Origin of the sequence: Mesorhizobium opportunistum WSM2075 (genome assembly GCF_000176035.2) — a bacterium.
Lineage (GTDB): Bacteria > Pseudomonadota > Alphaproteobacteria > Rhizobiales > Rhizobiaceae > Mesorhizobium > Mesorhizobium opportunistum.
Genome location: NC_015675.1, coordinates 5023587 through 5038706, shown reverse-complemented (window position 1 = coordinate 5038706; position 15120 = coordinate 5023587). Strand labels below are relative to the sequence as shown.

Annotated in this window: 17 protein-coding genes; 14 read left to right on the top strand and 3 right to left on the bottom strand. The window is 64.3% G+C overall.

All coding sequences use genetic code 11. The features are described from left to right. The first annotated feature begins 139 nt into the window (after nucleotides 1–139). The 9 genes from MESOP_RS24405 (at nucleotide 140) to MESOP_RS24365 (ending at nucleotide 6177) form a co-directional block, all read left to right on the top strand. Nucleotides 140–718: a hypothetical protein gene (locus tag MESOP_RS24405; RefSeq protein WP_013895996.1), complete on the top strand. Its 579-nt coding sequence runs from the start codon at nucleotides 140–142 to the stop codon at nucleotides 716–718. Nucleotides 719–875: 157 nt separating this feature from the next. Continuing rightward, nucleotides 876–1355 (top strand): transcriptional regulator NrdR, encoded by a 480-nt coding sequence (gene nrdR, locus MESOP_RS24400; RefSeq protein WP_013895995.1) that lies wholly within the window; start codon nucleotides 876–878, stop codon nucleotides 1353–1355. 2 nt (nucleotides 1356–1357) lie between these two features. Then, complete coding sequence (ribD, locus tag MESOP_RS24395; protein ID WP_013895994.1) at nucleotides 1358–2488, top strand: bifunctional diaminohydroxyphosphoribosylaminopyrimidine deaminase/5-amino-6-(5-phosphoribosylamino)uracil reductase RibD; 1131 nt, start codon at nucleotides 1358–1360, stop codon at nucleotides 2486–2488. A gap of 185 nt (nucleotides 2489–2673) precedes the next feature. Further along, the gene (locus tag MESOP_RS24390) at nucleotides 2674–3291 is read left to right on the top strand and encodes a riboflavin synthase (RefSeq protein WP_013895993.1); all 618 of its coding nucleotides are present in this window, start codon (nucleotides 2674–2676) and stop codon (nucleotides 3289–3291) included. 69 nt (nucleotides 3292–3360) lie between these two features. Further along, nucleotides 3361–3621: a CopG family ribbon-helix-helix protein gene (locus tag MESOP_RS24385; protein WP_013895992.1), complete on the top strand. Its 261-nt coding sequence runs from the start codon at nucleotides 3361–3363 to the stop codon at nucleotides 3619–3621. Further along, nucleotides 3621–3896, top strand: coding sequence for a type II toxin-antitoxin system RelE/ParE family toxin (locus MESOP_RS24380; RefSeq protein ID WP_013895991.1), 276 nt, complete (start codon nucleotides 3621–3623; stop codon nucleotides 3894–3896). The genes MESOP_RS24385 and MESOP_RS24380 overlap by 1 nt, the downstream gene beginning before the upstream one ends. An 81-nt stretch (nucleotides 3897–3977) precedes the next feature. Further along, on the top strand, nucleotides 3978–4472 hold the full coding sequence (gene ribH / locus MESOP_RS24375; protein ID WP_013895990.1) for a 6,7-dimethyl-8-ribityllumazine synthase: 495 nt from the start codon (nucleotides 3978–3980) through the stop codon (nucleotides 4470–4472). After that, entirely contained in the window at nucleotides 4469–4969 is a 501-nt protein-coding gene (nusB, locus tag MESOP_RS24370; RefSeq protein ID WP_013895989.1) for a transcription antitermination factor NusB, read from the top strand. Before ribH ends, nusB begins: the two co-directional genes overlap by 4 nt. Then, nucleotides 4966–6177 carry an MFS transporter gene (locus tag MESOP_RS24365; RefSeq protein WP_013895988.1) on the top strand — a complete coding sequence of 404 codons (1212 nt, stop codon included), beginning with the start codon at nucleotides 4966–4968 and terminating at the stop codon, nucleotides 6175–6177. Before nusB ends, MESOP_RS24365 begins: the two co-directional genes overlap by 4 nt. Nucleotides 6178–6186: 9 nt before the next feature. Here MESOP_RS24365 and MESOP_RS24360 read toward each other — a convergent pair whose 3' ends face one another. Continuing rightward, entirely contained in the window at nucleotides 6187–6759 is a 573-nt protein-coding gene (locus MESOP_RS24360) for an NADPH-dependent FMN reductase (protein WP_013895987.1), read from the bottom strand. Between the two features lie 207 nt (nucleotides 6760–6966). Here MESOP_RS24360 and osmF point away from each other — a divergent pair, with 207 nt between their 5' ends. The 5 genes from osmF to MESOP_RS24335 all read left to right on the top strand — a co-directional run bounded on the left by osmF (nucleotide 6967) and on the right by MESOP_RS24335 (nucleotide 13428). After that, complete coding sequence (osmF, locus tag MESOP_RS24355) at nucleotides 6967–7878, top strand: glycine betaine ABC transporter substrate-binding protein OsmF (protein ID WP_013895986.1); 912 nt, start codon at nucleotides 6967–6969, stop codon at nucleotides 7876–7878. Nucleotides 7879–8190: 312 nt separating this feature from the next. After that, nucleotides 8191–9354, top strand: a complete 1164-nt coding sequence (locus tag MESOP_RS24350) for an ABC transporter permease (RefSeq protein WP_013895985.1) — start codon at nucleotides 8191–8193, stop codon at nucleotides 9352–9354. Next, nucleotides 9351–10289, top strand: coding sequence for an ABC transporter ATP-binding protein (locus tag MESOP_RS24345; protein WP_013895984.1), 939 nt, complete (start codon nucleotides 9351–9353; stop codon nucleotides 10287–10289). The genes MESOP_RS24350 and MESOP_RS24345 overlap by 4 nt, the downstream gene beginning before the upstream one ends. Beyond that, nucleotides 10286–11035, top strand: coding sequence for an ABC transporter permease (locus tag MESOP_RS24340; RefSeq protein WP_013895983.1), 750 nt, complete (start codon nucleotides 10286–10288; stop codon nucleotides 11033–11035). Before MESOP_RS24345 ends, MESOP_RS24340 begins: the two co-directional genes overlap by 4 nt. Before the next feature lie 251 nt (nucleotides 11036–11286). Beyond that, the gene (locus MESOP_RS24335) at nucleotides 11287–13428 is read left to right on the top strand and encodes a sodium-translocating pyrophosphatase (protein WP_013895982.1); all 2142 of its coding nucleotides are present in this window, start codon (nucleotides 11287–11289) and stop codon (nucleotides 13426–13428) included. 91 nt (nucleotides 13429–13519) lie between these two features. Here the strand turns inward: MESOP_RS24335 and MESOP_RS24330 are convergent, their stop codons facing one another. Both MESOP_RS24330 and MESOP_RS24325 read right to left on the bottom strand, forming a co-directional pair. After that, a complete protein-coding gene (locus MESOP_RS24330) occupies nucleotides 13520–14512 on the bottom strand; it encodes a glycosyltransferase family 2 protein (RefSeq protein WP_013895981.1) in 993 nt (330 codons plus the stop codon). 1 nt (nucleotide 14513) lies between these two features. Beyond that, nucleotides 14514–15059, bottom strand: coding sequence for a dTDP-4-dehydrorhamnose 3,5-epimerase family protein (locus tag MESOP_RS24325; RefSeq protein ID WP_140571369.1), 546 nt, complete (start codon nucleotides 15057–15059; stop codon nucleotides 14514–14516). Between the last annotated feature and the right edge of the window lie 61 nt (nucleotides 15060–15120).

The window sequence follows — 15120 nt, the reverse complement described above, 5'->3', positions numbered from 1 at the left end:
CCATCCTTGTCTCGATTGACCATCCTTACCTCGATTGACAAGGCCCTTATCTCGATTGACCAGACGCGAAGCGTCATCTTTTATCCGCCGGCAGCGCGTCGCCCCTGATCGGGTGGCGCATGAAACTGGAGAATTGATGATGCGCGATTTTCGTCTTGCCTCACTCGGCGCTCTGGGCTGGCTGGCTGCTTGCGGATCCGCCTTGGCGCAGACCCAGCCGGCCCCCGACATGCCTGCCAGCAGCACGTTCGGCCGGTGGACAACCATGGTCGATACGCTCGACACCGGCCAGGATGCGCGCAAGACCTGCGCGGCTTCGACGGCGTTCTACGATGCGGGTGGCAATTCGGGCACGCTGACCTTGTCGATCTCGAACGGCGATGCGCTGCCGCCGGATGCCTATCCGGCAGTCATGATCACCATCGACAACAGGAGCCTGCAGACCGGCAAGAAGATCGCCGCGATTTTCGGCGATCCCGGCGTCAAGGTTTCGACGACTGTCTATTCCAACGACGCGGTCAATGGCCGTCCGACCTGGACGGTCGACAATCAGCCCAAGACCAGTCTCGCGCTGCTGCGTGCCATGCGCCAGGCCACCTCGCTCGACGTGACTTTCGGCAAGCAGGCTATCGCCAGCATCCCGATGGACGGCTTTACCAAGGCCTATCGCAGCCTTGGTGCATCCTGCGGCTTCCCGACCAAAGACGTCGCGCCGTGACGCGGACAACCGGATCGGCATAGGCGCCGCTGGCAATCTTCCTCGTGCCTCGCTATCTCTGATGCGGCAGGCCGTCGAAGACACGGAATTGCTTCAATCCCGGCCGGAAAGGCTCTAAGCCTTTCGCCTCACCAGATTCGCGAACCCAAGGCTCTCCATGCGCTGTCCCTATTGCCAGTCCGAAGATACGCAGGTGAAGGATTCGCGCCCCGCAGAGGACGGCGCGGCGATCCGCAGGCGGCGTGTCTGCCCCGATTGCGGCGGCCGGTTCACCACATTCGAGCGCGTGCAGCTGCGCGACCTCGTCGTGGTCAAGAAGTCGGGGCGAAAAGTGCCATTCGACCGCGACAAGCTGCTGCGCTCGGTCGAGATCGCGGTGCGCAAGCGCAATGTCGATCCCGAGCGCATCGACCGCGCGGTGACCGGCATCGTGCGCCAGCTCGAAAGCTCCGGCGAGACGGAAGTGGCCTCGGGCGAGGTCGGCCGCCTGGTCATGGAGGCGCTGAAGTCGCTCGACGATGTCGCCTATGTGCGGTTCGCCTCGGTCTACCGCAATTTCCGCGAGGCCAAGGATTTCCACGAGTTGCTGGGCGAACTGAAGGGCGACGAAGACAAGAGTGAAGAGGAAGCCGGCTGAGCATGGCAGGATCGCGACAGGGCGAGGCCGCACAAGCGGCCCTTGATCACCGTTTCATGGCCGCTGCGCTACGGCTGTCGCGCAGGAATGCCGGCAGAACCTCGACCAACCCTTCCGTCGGCACGCTGATCGTGCGCGATGACGGTGCTGGGCCGATGATCGTCGGCACAGGTGTCACGGCAGTCGGCGGCCGGCCGCATGCCGAGACCGAGGCGCTGGCCGAAGCGGGCGAACTCGCGCGCGGTGCCACGGCTTACGTCACCCTGGAACCCTGCGCCCATCACGGCCGCACGCCGCCTTGCGCCAATGCGCTGGTCAATGCCGGCGTCGCGCGCGTCGTCGGTGCCTCCAGCGATCCTGATCCGCGCGTCTCCGGCAAGGGCTATGCTATTCTGCGGGCTGCCGGCATCGAGGTAGTCGAAAAGGTACTGGCGGCGCAAGCCGCCGAGCAGATGGCCGGCTATCTCATTCGATCACTCAAAAAACGTCCGGAAGTGATTCTGAAACTTGCGCTTTCCAGTGACGGCAAGATCGGCAGGGAGGGCGCCGGCCAAGTCGCGATCACCGGCGACATGGCCCGCCGCGAAGTCTATCTGATGCGGGCCGAGGCTGACGCCATCCTGGTCGGCATCGGCACGGCGCTTGAGGATGACCCAGCGCTGACGGTTCGCTTGCCCGGGCTGGAGAACCGTTCGCCGGCGCGCATCGTGCTCGACCGGCAGATCAGGCTGCCAGAGGCTTCGAAACTGGTTTCGGGCGTGGATCGCGTGCCGCTGTACGTCGCCGCTTGCCTGCAGGCCGATCCGCAGCGCAGGGCGGCCCTCGAGCGCGCCGGCGTGCGCTTCATCGGCACGGAAACCCATGAAGGCGGCGTCGCACTGCCGGAGCTGCTGGAGGATCTGGCGGCGCTCGGCATGGCAAGCGTGCTGGTCGAGGGCGGCGCCAGGGTGGCGAGCGCCTTCCTGGCCGACGGGCTGGTCGACCGTATCGTGCTGTTCCAGGGACCGGAAGCGATCGGCGAGGGCGGCATTGCATCGCCCATCGACGGTGACCATATCCCGGCAGGCTTTCGTAAGCTGCGCGAGATGCGTTTCGGCGAAGACGGTTATGCCGAGTGGATTAGAGATCTCTAGACCATGATCCCGAAAAGTGGGACCCGGTTTTCGGACAAGGTCATGGTCAAACGGGATAGACCATGATCCCGAAAGGTGGGACCCGGTTTTCGGACAAGGTCATGGTCAAAACGGGACAGACCATGATCCCGAAAGGCGGCACCCGGTTTTCGGGCAAGATCATGCCAAACAGGAAGACAACATCGATGTTTACCGGAATTGTCACTGATGTCGGCACCGTCGCGGCGATCAAGTCGCTGAGCGAAGGCGTCGGCTTGCGCATCGACACCGCCTATGACCCCACGACCATCGCCATCGGCGCGTCGATCTCCTGCGGCGGCGTTTGCCTGACGGTCACAGCTTTGCCTGACCATGGTTCGAACGCCCGCTGGTTCGAGGTCGAAGCGTGGGAGGAAGCCTTGCGGCTGACCACGGCCTCTGGCTGGAAATCCGGCACCAAGGTCAATCTCGAACGGGCGCTGAAGATCGGCGACGAACTTGGCGGCCACATCGTTTCGGGCCATGTCGACGGCACCGCCGAGATCGTCGAGCGCAAGGATGAGGGCGACGCGGTGCGCTTTACGCTGGAAGCGCCGCGCCATCTGGAGAAGTTCATCGCGCCGAAAGGCTCCGTCGCGCTCGACGGCACCTCGCTCACCGTCAACAAGGTCGAGGGGACCCGCTTCGACGTGCTGCTGATCCACCATTCGCTGACCGTGACCACCTGGGGCGAGCGCAAGGCCGGCGACCGCGTCAATCTCGAGATCGACACCATGGCCCGCTACGCGGCGCGGCTGGCGGAGGCGGCGGAAGAGGGACTTTGAGTGCTGCCTGCTTGAACCTCGACTTAGTCAGTACTAATCGCTATGATTAAGTCTGATTGTGAGGCTCAGATGGACACAAAAGTAATCACCGCTCACGTTCCGCTGCCGCTAGCAGAAAAGGTGGATCAGCTAGCTGCTCGCCTCGATCGCCCGCGCGGCTGGATCGTCAAACAAGCTCTTTCCGCGTGGGTGGATTTGGAGGAGGAGCGCCGACGTCTCACGCTTGAAGCACTGGCCGATGTGGATGCAGGACGGGTCATCGATCACCAGGCCGTGCAGGCGTGGGCTGAGAGTCTTGGCACCGACAAGCCACTACCGGTGCCTCGTTGATGGAGCTGAAATGGACCAATAAGGCTTTGTCCGACTTGGTCCGGCTCCACGATTTTCTCGCGCCAGCAAATGGCCCGGCGGCCGCACGCGCCGTGCAGGCGCTTGCTGCCGCGCCGGCACGGTTAGTCGAGTATCCGCGCATCGGTGAGAGACTAGAAGAGTTCGAGCCACGAGAAGTGCGCCGCATTTTGGTAGGCAGCTACGAAATTCGTTACGAAATACAGAACGCGACAATTTCTGTGTTGCGCCTGTGGCATACGCGAGAGGATCGATAGGCCCGGCGGCCCTCCGCCAATCTTCCGCTTGCGATCAACCCGGCTTCGGCCTAAGTCACCGGCAACCCCCCGGAGACTTTTATGGCTGGTACCTCCCAACACGGCAAAGCCTTCATTCGCCCGAAGGCGAAGGCGCACTTGCTTATCATCGAAGCGCGCTTCCACGACGGCCTTGCCGACGCGTTGCTTGATGGCGCGACAAGGGCGCTCGATGAAGCGGGCGCGACCTACGACGTCGTCACCGTTCCAGGTTCGCTGGAGATTCCCGCGGTCATCACCTTCGCGCTGGACGGCGCGGCGGAAGGCGGCACGAATTACGACGGCTTCGTCGCGCTCGGCACCGTCGTTCGCGGTGATACATATCATTTCGACATCGTCGCCAATGAATCCAGCCGCGCGCTCATGGACCTGTCCGTGCAGGACTCGGTCTGCATCGGCAACGGCATCCTGACCACCGAGAACGACGCGCAGGCGTGGACGCGGGCCAAGCGCTCGGAAGGCGACAAGGGCGGCTTTGCCGCGCGTGCGGCGCTGACCATGATCGCGCTCAAGGAAAAATTGGGAGCGCAATCGTGAGCGAGCCCGCTTCGCCCGGCCAGCCGGCGGTGCGCCACGCCAACAAGCGCGGGGCTGCCCGTCTTGCCGCCGTGCAGGCGCTCTATCAGATGGATGTCGCCGGCAGCGGCGTCTTCGAGATCACCGCCGAATATGAGGCGTTTCGCCTTGGCAAGGAAGTGGACGGTGCGCTCTACCGCGAGGCGGATGCCCAATGGTTCCGCGCCATCCTGACGGGCGTCGTAGAGGACCAGAAGACCATCGATCCGATCATCCGCCAGTCGCTGACCGAGGACTGGCCGCTGTCGAGGCTGGATTCGACGCTGCGCGCCATTCTGCGCGCCGGCGTCTATGAACTGATGAAGCGGGAAGACGTGCCGGTGGCGGTGATCGTCTCGGAATATGTCGACATCGCCAAGGCCTTCTACGAGGAAGATGAGCCGAAGCTGGTCAATGCCGTGCTCGACCGCGTGTCACGCCGGGTGCGCGGCGAGGGACGCGGCAAGGACGCATCGTGACAGCCATCGCCGTCGAGGTGGGCAAGGGTGGGCGGCGCACAGCGCTGATCCTCGCCGCCTCGCAGGCGATCATCGGCTCGGCGGCACCCATTGCTATCTCCATGGGCGCGCTGGCCGGGCAATATCTGCTCGGTGCCGACAAATCGCTGGCGACGGCGCCGATCACCGGCTTCAACCTTGGCGTGGCGCTCGGCGCTCTGCCCGCCGCGGCCATCATCCGCAAGATGGGCCAGCGCGGCGGCTTTATGACCGGAACCGTCGTCACCGCGCTTGGCGGCCTGGTTGCCACCTTCGCGCTTTTCCATGGCAGTTTCTGGCTATTCGCGTTCGCGCTGCTGGTGATCGGCATCGGCGGTGCCTTCGTCCAGCAGTTCCGCTTCGCCGCCGCCGACAACGCACCACCGGAGTTCAAGGCGCGCGCCATCTCCTTCGTGCTGGCGGGCGGCATCATCACCGCCATCCTTGGGCCGCAGATCGTCATCTTCACCCGCGAACTGTTCGCGCCGGTGATGTTTGCCGGATCGTTCGCCGCCATCCTGCCGCTTGCCGCGGCCGGCGCCATCATCCTGTCCTTCCTGCAACTGCCGGCGAGGGCGCCCGGCAGGGTGGAAATCGTCGACAGCGACGCAAGACTGTTGGCGGAAATCGTGACCAAGCCCCGTTTCGTCGCGGCGCTGTTCTGTGCGGTCGGCAGCTATGCGCTGATGAGCTTCGTCATGACCGGCGCACCGCTGGCCATGGTCGGCTGCGGCCTGTCGGAGGATGATGCGACGCTGGGCATCTCCTGGCACGTCATGGCGATGTTCGCGCCGAGCTTCTTCACCGGCTCGCTGATCCATCGTTTCGGCGCCGAACGCATTGTCGCCATCGGCCTGCTGCTGCTGATCGGCTGTGGTGCCGTAGCTTTGTCGGGCCTGGCGCTGTGGCAGTTCTGGACGGCTCTCATCCTGCTTGGCCTCGGCTGGAACTTTGCCTTCATCGGCGCCACCGCGATGGTGGCGGCCAGCTACCGGACGTCGGAAAAGGGCAAGGTGCAGGGCTTCCACGACTTTGTCCTGTTCGGCTCCGTCGCCTGCGCTTCGCTGATGTCGGGCATGGTCTACAACGCCTGGGGCTGGACCATGCTGAATTGGATGATCTTCCCGGTTGCCGTGCTCTGTTTCGTGGCGCTGGGCGCGCTGAAGGTGACGAGCGCGCGTCCGGCTTGACGTTAAAACCTATGCGTCCGGCGGCAGAACCTGAAGCACCCGCGCTATGAACATGTGGAACTCGGCCATGTAGTTGCGCAGGAAATCCTCGGTGGATTCGACCGTCACTTCGCCGTCGTCCGTTATCAGTCCCGGGGTGAACTGGATGTAGGCCTCTGGGGCATTCATCTGGGGTGAGTTGCAGAAGCTCAGAACGCTGCGCAGGCTTTGCTGGGCGACAGCGGTTGCGATGGCGCCCGGCGATGTCCCGATGACGGCGGACGGTTTGCGCGCGAATGAATTCTTTCCATAGGGGCGGCTGGCCCAATCGATCGCGTTCTTCAATCCTCCAGGGATCGAGCGATTGTACTCCGGCGTGACGAACAGCACGGCCTGGACGGACGCGATCGCCTTCTTGAAATCCTGGGCGACCTGCGGGAAATCGGCGTCGTAGTCGTAGCTGTAAAGGGGCAGATCCCTGAAGGGGATTTCGGTCATTTCAAGTTCCGGAGGAGCCAGTTGAACGAGCGCCTTCGCGAGCTTGCGGTTGATGGATCCCCGGGCAAGACTGCCGATGAGGTAGCCGACTTTGTGTATGGCCATGACACGCTCTCCGTGTTTGCCACCCCGCACCCTCACTGCATTATCCGCCAGATGGCGGCAGATCGCCAGCGTCGCCTCGAAATTGCCCTTCCCAACAAAAATATTGCGTCTGTGCCCATTGTTATGAAACCGTGTGCCCCGACTGGCCGTTGAAGCCATGCTCATATGCGGCGGCCGCACTACGGTTCACAGCAAGGGATTTTCACGATGTTTTCAGTCAAGGTTCTGGCCAGCGCGGCATTGGCGCTCGGCATCACAATGGCATCCGCCAGCGCCCAGGTGGTTGTCTCCTCGAAGATCGACACCGAGGGTGGCGTGCTCGGCAACATCATCCAGTTGGTCCTCAACGCCAACAACATCAAGACGACCGACCGCATCCAACTCGGCGGCACGCCGGTGGTGCGCAAGGCGATCACCGCCGGCGAGATCGACATCTATCCCGAATACACCGGCAATGCCGCCTTCTTCTTCGAGAAGGCCGACGACCCCGTGTGGAAGGATGCCGCCAAGGCCTATGAGACGGCAAAGAAGCTCGACTACGACGCCAACAAGATCGTCTGGCTGTCGCCGGCGCCCGCCAACAACACCTGGGCGATCGCATTGCGCAAGGAAGTGGCCGACACCAACAAGCTCGCCACGCTCTCCGACTTCGGCAAATATGTCGCGGGCGGCGGTCAGGTGGTGCTGGCGGCATCCGCCGAGTTCGTCAATTCGGCGGCAGCCTTGCCGGCCTTCCAGACCACCTATGGTTTCAAGCTGAAGCCTGAGCAGTTGATCACGCTCTCCGGCGGCGACACGGCGGCGACCATCGCCGCGGCCGCCAATCAGACCAGCGGCGCCAACGCCGCCATGGTCTACGGCACCGACGGCGGCATCGCGCCGTCCGGTCTTGTCGTGCTGGAGGACGACAAGGGCGTGCAGCCGGTCTACCAGCCGGCGCCGATCATCCGCGAATCCGTGCTCAAGCAACATCCCGAGATCGAGACGCTGCTGAAGCCGGTCTTCGCCAAGCTCGACCTCGTCACCCTGCAGGAACTGAACGGCCGCGTGCAGGTCGGTGGCGAGCCGGTCAAGGGCGTCGCCGAGGGCTTTTTGAAGAAGAACGGGTTTTTGAAGTAGTCAGCCAGAGATCGTGACGTTGGTGCGAGGCGCCCCCCTCTGGAAGCTGTTGATCTCCCCCCTTGCGGGGGAAATGTCCGGCAGGACAGAGGGGGGTGCTGTCCCGCCGACCTCTCAACCCGTTACAGCTGCGGGCTTCGACAGGATTGCTTCTGAACAAGCCAACGATCGAAAGTTGGCGATCCTTCACACCCCCCTCTGGCCTGCCGGCCATCTCCCCCGCAAGGGGGGAGATCGGATATCGCGTCGGCTTTCGCCAATCGCCAGCCAGCCGTGCGCAACATGGCAAGTCGCCACCCAAGTGGGGCGGCCATGACCCTCCGCTTCGACAAGCTCGGCGTGGTCATCGCCGCGATTGCGGCCTACGCGGCGTTCCTTGCCCCCTTCGCCACGTTCCGCGCCAACCGCATCGTCCCTGGCCAGCCGCGCTCGATTCTCGAGGCGCTGCCGGCAATCACCGGGCCGTTGCTTTTGGCGATCGTGGTCACGGCAGCGCTCATAGCACTGTTCAAGACGCCGCTCGTGCTGCGGCTTGCCGCCAGCGTGGTTGCGCTGGTCGCGCTCGCAGTGCTTGTCGGCGTCGCCGGCACATTTCTGACGCCGGCCGGCAACACGTTTGCCAGGGTGTCGCCGGCCTCTGGTTTCTGGATATTCATCTTCGCCTTCACGCTTTTGCTGGCGGACGTGCTGACGCGCCTGAACCTGTCGCCCTCGGCCCGTGTCGGCGTGCTGCTCGCCGCCGCCGCGGCCATTGGCCTGCTTTTGGTGTCGGGGGCCTGGAACGACCTTTCCATCCTCAAGGAATACGCCAACCGCGCCGACAGTTTCTGGGCCGAAGGCTCCAAGCATGTGACCCTGGCGCTCGGCTCCCTGCTTGCCGCGGTGGTCGTCGGCCTGCCGCTCGGCATCCTCTGCCATCGCGTCGAAAGGCTGCGGGCCGGCGTGCTCAACGTGCTCAACATCATCCAGACCATTCCCTCGATCGCGCTGTTCGGCCTGCTGATCGCGCCGCTCGGCTGGGTCGCTACGCATGTGCCGGGGGCTGCCGCGCTCGGCATCCGCGGCATCGGCACGGCACCTGCTTTCGTCGCCCTGTTCCTCTATTCGCTGCTGCCGGTGGTGGCCAACACCGTGGTCGGCCTCGCCGGGGTGCCGCGAGCCGCCAACGATGCGGCGCGCGGCATGGGCATGACCGAACGCCAGCGCCTGTTCGGCGTCGAGTTTCCACTGGCCTTTCCGGTGATCCTGACCGGCATCCGCATCGTGCTGGTGCAGAACATCGGCCTCGCCACCATCGCAGCACTGATCGGCGGCGGCGGCTTTGGCGTGTTCGTCTTCCAGGGCGTCGGCCAGACGGCGATGGACCTTGTGCTGCTCGGCGCGGTGCCAACCGTGGCGCTCGCCTTCGCCGCCGCCATCATCCTCGATGCGGTGATCGAAATGACTGCCACCAAGCGCAGGGTTGAAACGGCATGATCGAGATCGAAGGCATTACCAAGCGCTACGACGCGACAACGGTGGTCGACGACGTGTCGATGGTCATCGAGCCGCGCACCATCGCGGTCATTGTCGGCACCTCGGGCTCCGGCAAGACGACGCTGCTGCGCATGATCAACCGGCTGGTCGAACCGACCGCCGGCATCATCAAGCTCGACGGCGCCGACAATCGCTCGGTGCCCGGTTACGAACTGCGCCGCAGCATCGGTTATGCCATCCAGGGCCATGGCCTGTTTCCGCACCGAACCGTGGCGCAGAACATCGCCACCGTGCCGGTGCTGCTCGGTTGGGACAAGGCCCGTATCGATGCGCGCGTGGACGAGTTGATGACGCTCTACCAGCTCGATCCCCGGGAATTCGGGCCGCGCTACCCGCACGAATTGTCCGGCGGTCAGCAGCAGCGCGTCGGCGTTGCCCGCGCGCTCGCCGCCGAACCCAACGTGCTGCTGATGGACGAGCCGTTCGGCGCGCTCGACCCGATCATCCGCACCAAGGCGCAGGAAGACCTGCTGGCCATCCAGAAGCGCTTCGGCACCACCATCATCCTCGTCACCCACGACATGGAGGAAGCCGTGCATATGGGCGACAAGATCGCCGTGATGGATGCCGGCAAGCTCGTGCAATACGCCAAGCCCGCCGAGATCCTGGCAAACCCGGCCAGCAGCTTCGTCGAGACCCTGGTCGGCGCCAGCGAACGGCCATTCAGGCTGTTGTCGCTCGGGCGGGTGCGCGACGCTGTCGAGAAGGGCGCCGCCGATGGCGAGGCGATCCCCGGTGACGCCAGCCAGCGCGATGCGCTGGCTGAACTCCTCTGGTCGGGCCGGCCGGCGCTGCCGGTGAAAGGCGCCGACGGCAAGCCGCTCGGCCGCGTCACGGTGGACGGGCTGGTCAAGCGCGCGGCGAGGCCAGCATGAAGGCCTGGCTGCCTTTGCTGCTCAGGCTTGCGCTGGTGGTGCTGCTCGTTGCCTTCGTCACCAGCCCTGGATGGTTCGAGCCGCTGCTGAAACCGCTGACCGAAAACAACGCTCCTGTGATCTACAACCAGGGCAGCCTGCTGACGCTGACGCTTTTGCATCTGCGCACCGTGCTGATCGCCACCGTCGCCGCGACCATCGTCGCGGTGGCCTTGGCTATCCTCGTCACCAGGCCGGCCGGCGCCGAATTCCTGCCCTTGTCGCGCAGCCTGGTCAACATCGGCCAGACCTTTCCGCCAGTGGCGGTGCTGGCGCTCGCGGTGCCGGCTGTCGGCTTCGGCGAGAAGCCGACACTGATTGCGCTGTTTCTCTATGGCTTGCTGCCGATCTTCGAAAATGCGCTGACCGGGCTGACGACGCTCCCAGCCAACGTCGTCGAGGCGGCGCGCGGCGCCGGCATGACCGGCTGGCAGCGGCTGACCAAGGTCGAACTGCCGCTCAGCGCGCCGATCATCCTTGGCGGCATCAGGCTGTCGGTGGTGATCAGCCTGGCCACGGCCACCATCGGCTCGACCGTGGCCGCCAGGACGTTGGGGGAGGTCATCATTGCCGGCCTGTTGTCGAACAACTTGGCCTTCATCCTGCAGGGCGGCCTGATCGTGGCCGCACTTGCCGTGCTGATCTATGACGGCCTGTCGGCCGTCGAGCACTACGCGGCGCGGCGCATGGGACGCCAGGCGGAGTAGCTCTTGAGGGCGCTGGCGGTGATTCCCTTGCGTCATTTCAATCGATCTAAATGAAAGACCACACGGGCAGGACCGTCGCGGCTTTTGTCTTTTGGGCGAAAGCCGGGCAAAAACCGAACAATATCTTGACGTTCGCGACCCTGTTTCGCATACACCGCTGCGAAGAGGCGGATTCCGTTCGCGGATCCGGTCTTTGTCTCAACGGCCCAGGGAGGGGTTCTTTTGGGCCATCAATCGAGGAAAATCCGGCAATGACAATTATTTCCGCCGTCATCGCCTGCGGTCTGCTTTCTGTCCTTTACGCCATCTGGGCGACACGTTCGGTTCTCGCGTCCGATCAGGGCAATGCACGCATGCAGGAAATCTCCGCCGCCATCCGCGAAGGCGCGCAAGCCTATCTGGCACGCCAGTACACAACCATCGCCATCGTCGGCGTGGTCGTGCTCGTGCTCGCCTGGTGGCTGCTTTCCATCACCGCCGCGATCGGCTTCCTGATCGGCGCCGTGCTGTCGGGCGCCGCCGGCTTCATCGGCATGCATGTTTCGGTGCGGGCCAATGTGCGCACGGCGCAGGCAGCCTCCAACAGCCTGGCCGCCGGCCTCGACATCGCCTTCAAGTCGGGCGCCATCACCGGCATGCTGGTCGCGGGCCTCGCCCTGCTTGGCGTCTCGATCTACTATCTCATCCTGACCCACTTCATGGGCCTTGAGCCCAACGACCGTATCGTCATCGACTCACTGGTCTCGCTCGGTTTCGGCGCGTCGCTGATCTCGATCTTCGCCCGTCTCGGCGGCGGCATCTTCACCAAGGGCGCCGACGTCGGCGGCGATCTGGTCGGCAAGGTCGAAGCCGGTATTCCCGAGGATGATCCGCGCAACCCGGCCACTATCGCCGACAATGTCGGCGACAATGTCGGCGACTGCGCCGGCATGGCCGCCGACCTGTTCGAAACCTACGCGGTGACGGTCGTCGCCACCATGGTCCTCGGCGCCATCTTCTTCGGCGGCACCGCCATCCTGGGTGCCGCGATGCTCTATCCGCTCGCTATTTGCGGCGCCTGCATCCTGACCTCGATCGTCGGTACCTTCTTCGTCAAGCTCGGCTCCAACGGCTCGATCATGGGCGCGCTCTACAAGGGCCTGATCGTCACCGGCCTGCTGTCGATCGTCGGCCTCGCCGTCGCCACCTCGGCAACGCTCGGCTGGGGCGAGGTCGGCACCGTCGCCGGCATGACCATCACCGGCAAGAACCTGTTCATCTGCGGCCTGATCGGCCTCGTGGTGACCGGCCTTATCGTGGTGATCACCGAGTACTACACCGGCACCAACAAGCGCCCGGTCAACTCGATCGCCCAGGCGTCGGTGACCGGCCATGGTACCAACGTCATCCAGGGCCTTGCGGTCTCGCTGGAATCGACGGCGCTGCCGGCAATCGTCATTGTCGGCGGCATCATCTCGACCTACCAGCTCGCCGGACTCTACGGCACGGCGATCGCCGTCACCACCATGCTCGGTCTTGCCGGCATGATCGTCGCGCTCGATGCCTTCGGCCCGGTCACCGACAATGCCGGCGGCATTGCCGAAATGGCTGGCCTGCCCAAGGAAGTGCGCCACTCCACCGACGCGCTCGACGCGGTCGGCAACACCACCAAGGCCGTGACCAAGGGCTACGCAATCGGTTCGGCCGGCCTTGGCGCGCTGGTGCTGTTCGCCGCCTACTCGAACGACCTGAAGTTCTTTGCCGCCAACGGCGACAAATATCCTTACTTCCAGGGCATGGGCGAAATCTCCTTCGACCTCTCCAACCCCTACGTGGTCGCGGGCCTCATCTTCGGCGGCCTGATCCCTTATCTGTTCGGCGGCATCGCCATGACGGCCGTCGGCCGCGCGGCGGGCGCCATCGTCGAGGAGGTGCGCAAGCAGTTCCGCGAGGATCCGGGCATCATGGCCGGCACCTCCAAGCCGAACTACGCACGCGCGGTCGATCTTCTGACCAAGGCGGCGATCCGGGAAATGATCATCCCGTCGCTGCTGCCGGTGCTGGCGCCGCTCGTCGTCTATTTCGGCGTGCTGCTGATCTCGGGTTCGAAGGCGTCCGCCTTCGCAGCTCTCGGCGCTTCGCTGCTCGGCGTCATCGTCAACGGCCTGTTCGTGGCCATCTCGATGACTTCGGGCGGCGGCGCCTGGGACAACGCCAAGAAGTCGTTCGAGGACGGTTTCACCGACAAGAACGGCGTCAAGCACCTGAAGGGCTCCGAGGCACACAAGGCCTCGGTGACCGGCGATACAGTCGGCGATCCCTATAAGGACACCGCCGGCCCGGCGGTCAATCCGGCGATCAAGATCACCAACATCGTCGCCCTCTTGCTGCTGGCCGTGCTCGCGCACGGCTGAGCGGCCGGCGTTTTGAAATGAAGATCCGCGGGGAGCGATCCCCGCGGATTTTTATTGGGAGCGGTTTCTCGCCGGAACGAATGGTTTTGGCTTAGCTGTCCTTGGCGGCGGCATCCTTGCGGTCGCGATAGAACATCAGCATCTCGTCCACGCCCGGTTCGCGCTCCGGCATTGGCGCGAGGCCGCGTATCTCGCGCAGCCGGGCGACAAAGGCGCCGCGTCCATGCTTGTGGCGAAAGGACCGGGCCCTGGGATGGATGCCGCAGGCAGCCAGGACCCTACGCCTGAGATAGGTATATCGGCTCGAGCGGGGCGCTTCGGCCGTGGCAAGGACCGTCGCACGCAGGGCGTCCGGCATGTGCATTGCGTCAAGGAGTTCCTCCTGCTCCGTCGCCGTGTCGCCGACATAGCTGCCCTTGCGGGTGCCCGAATGCAGCTTGAGCACGGTCAGATGGGGCATCGTCGAGATGAGTGCGCCCTTTCGCCAGGCCCGAAACAACCAGTCTTGCGATGATTCGCAAAAGCACTGGCTGGCCGGACGCCAGGGTCCCAATCGGTTCAACGATGCCCGCCGCACGATCTGCGCCGACCCAAACCCGGTCGTCGAAGCGGGATCGTAGAAGCCGTCCTTGCCGATCCCGAATATCGAGTTCTTGACAGGCTTGCCATCAACCGGCGGCTCGACAACGACACCGCGCGCGATCACCACGTCGGCATTGGTCGCGTCGATCCATCCCGTGGTCGCCGCGAGATGGTCGGGAAACCAGAGGTCGTCATGGTTGAGCAAGGCGACGAACCGGCCGCGCGCCCTGGCAAAGCCGATGTTGTTGGGGCCTGATTGTTCGCCAAAATTGACCGGCAGGTCGACATAGAGGATGCGCGGATCGCCAAATTCGCCGACGACGGCTGCTGTGTCAGGGCGGCAGGCGTCGCCGATCACCAGAATTTCAAAGTCCTGCAAGGTCTGGGCCAGCACACTCTTCAACGCCTGTCGCAGCGCGGCGGGCCGGTTGTGCGTGGCAATCACCACCGAGACGAGCGGCGCGTTCCACCCGGTCGCATCGGACTGGCCCGGTTGCTCCACGCTACACCAGCTTGTAGGGGATGTGTTCGGTGTCCGGCGGCAGGCGCCAGTGGTCCGGCGCGTCATAGGCATAGGCCTTGTCGACCAGATTGAGCAGCATGGCCGTCTCCGGCCCGAGCGCGGTCACACCGTGCCACACGCCCGGCGGGATGATGACAATCGCCGGGCGCAACGCACCGACGATCTTGTGCCAGACGGCGCCGAAACTGGGGGAGGCCTTTCGGCCGTCATAGAGCGATATGCGGACACTGCCGGCACAGCAGAACAGCCGATCCAGCGTCACATTGTGTGCGTGCCAGCCCGTCACCGCGCCGGGATACATCGTGCGCTGAAACACCTGGCCGACGGGCAATTGATCGAGCTCCCACTCGTCCCGGAAGACCTCGGTCAAATAGCCGTTGGACGTTGCGACCGGCCGAATTTCCTTGATCCTGACGCCATCGATCGTTGGTGGGTCGATGGCAAGCCAGTCGGATGTCACGGTTTGACGGTCAGGCGAACCGGTGGCCATCCAGCCATCCGGCCTTGCATGATCATTGCCACTCATTTCGAAGCCCCCAGCACCGGCAGCTTTGATAGGGTTTCGCCCCATCGCTGGCAAGCCGGAC